Source organism: Pseudomonas sp. 1121_17, from assembly GCF_052850745.1.
This window is the reverse complement of the sequence record NZ_VXCX01000031.1, coordinates 1-1,207: the sequence shown is the minus strand read 5'-3', so window position 1 is coordinate 1,207 and position 1,207 is coordinate 1. Positions and strand designations below refer to the sequence as shown.

At 54.5% G+C, this 1,207-nt stretch carries 1 protein-coding gene; it reads right to left on the bottom strand.

Annotated features, from left to right (window positions below):
• Positions 1-36: 36 nt before the first annotated feature.
• A protein-coding gene (locus FW789_RS24280; RefSeq protein WP_446432149.1) for an IS3 family transposase occupies positions 37-1,136 on the bottom strand; the annotation gives its coding sequence in 2 pieces (ribosomal slippage) (positions 37-932 and positions 932-1,136; 1,101 coding nt in all).
• Between the last annotated feature and the right edge of the window lie 71 nt (positions 1,137-1,207).

Below are 1,207 nucleotides of genomic sequence, written 5' to 3'. Positions count from 1 at the left end.
TGATCTGGTCAAGTAATTTTGGACACCGGTTTAGGTTCATGCCGCTGCCCTGAGCTTTTCCTCCATAGCTACCGGGGTCTCGTAGCCGTTGTAGCTGTGGAGGCGCTTGAGGTTGTAGCGCACCAAGTAAGCCATGATGTCGGCTTTAGCTTCAGCTTCGGATTCATAGCCTCCTGCTGGCATCCATTCTGATTTCAATGCCCCGAAGAATCGCTCCATGGCGGCATTGTCCCAGCATTGACCACGGTGGCTCATGCTCTGTTTCAAACCGCACTCTTCAAGCGCAGCCCTGAATTTATGGCTGGTGTACTGACAACCTTGATCTGAATGAAACATCACGCCCTTAGGCTTGCCTCTGGACTCAGACGCCATGCGCAGCGCGTCACAGGCTAACCTGGCATCGGCAGTCATTGAAAACGCCCAGCCCACAACTCGACGTGCGTACAAGTCGATCACTGCGGCCAAGTACAGCCAACGTCTGCCAACCTGGATGTAAGTCACATCGCCACACCAAACCTCGTTGATCGTCGAAACTTTGAAGTTGCGCTTCAGTTGGTTTTCCGCAATCAGTGCTTCCGTGCCTGATGAGCGATACCGGTGCGGCCTGCGTTGCCGGCATTTCAGGCCAGCTTCACGCATAAGCGCACGCACTTTGTAACGCCCGACCTCACGGCCTTCACGCCGCAATTCCTGCATCAATGTGCGTGAGCCTGCGGAGCTTCGTGACGCCGTGAAATGGTTGATTACGCGCGAGCGTAGAGCATCCCTGTCAGGATTTTCACGCCCTTGGCGTTTGCGCCATGCATAGAAACTGCTGCGCTTGACCCCAAGCACGCGACAGCAGTCGACAACACTGTATTGCTCACTCAGCTCGTTGATCAGCGAGAACGATCTTTGGAGTCCCGAAGCAGGAGAGCACTGGCCTTTTTTAGGATTTCGATATCCCGGTCCTTTTGACGAACCAGTGCTTCCAGTTCTTCAATGCGTTGCTGCTCCGGAGTGATGGCTTTGGCTCCAGCCGGAACCTTACCTTCTCTCTCCTGCCTTACCTGCTCAACCCAACGGCGAAGGGCGGTGCGGCCAATCCCGAGGATTTCGCATACCTCAGGAACTGACTGGCCACCGTCCAGCACCATTTCAGCAGCTTGGATTTTGTGTTCTTTCGAATAAGACTTGCGCACTGATTTTGCCTCCAATTGGGCGCCAT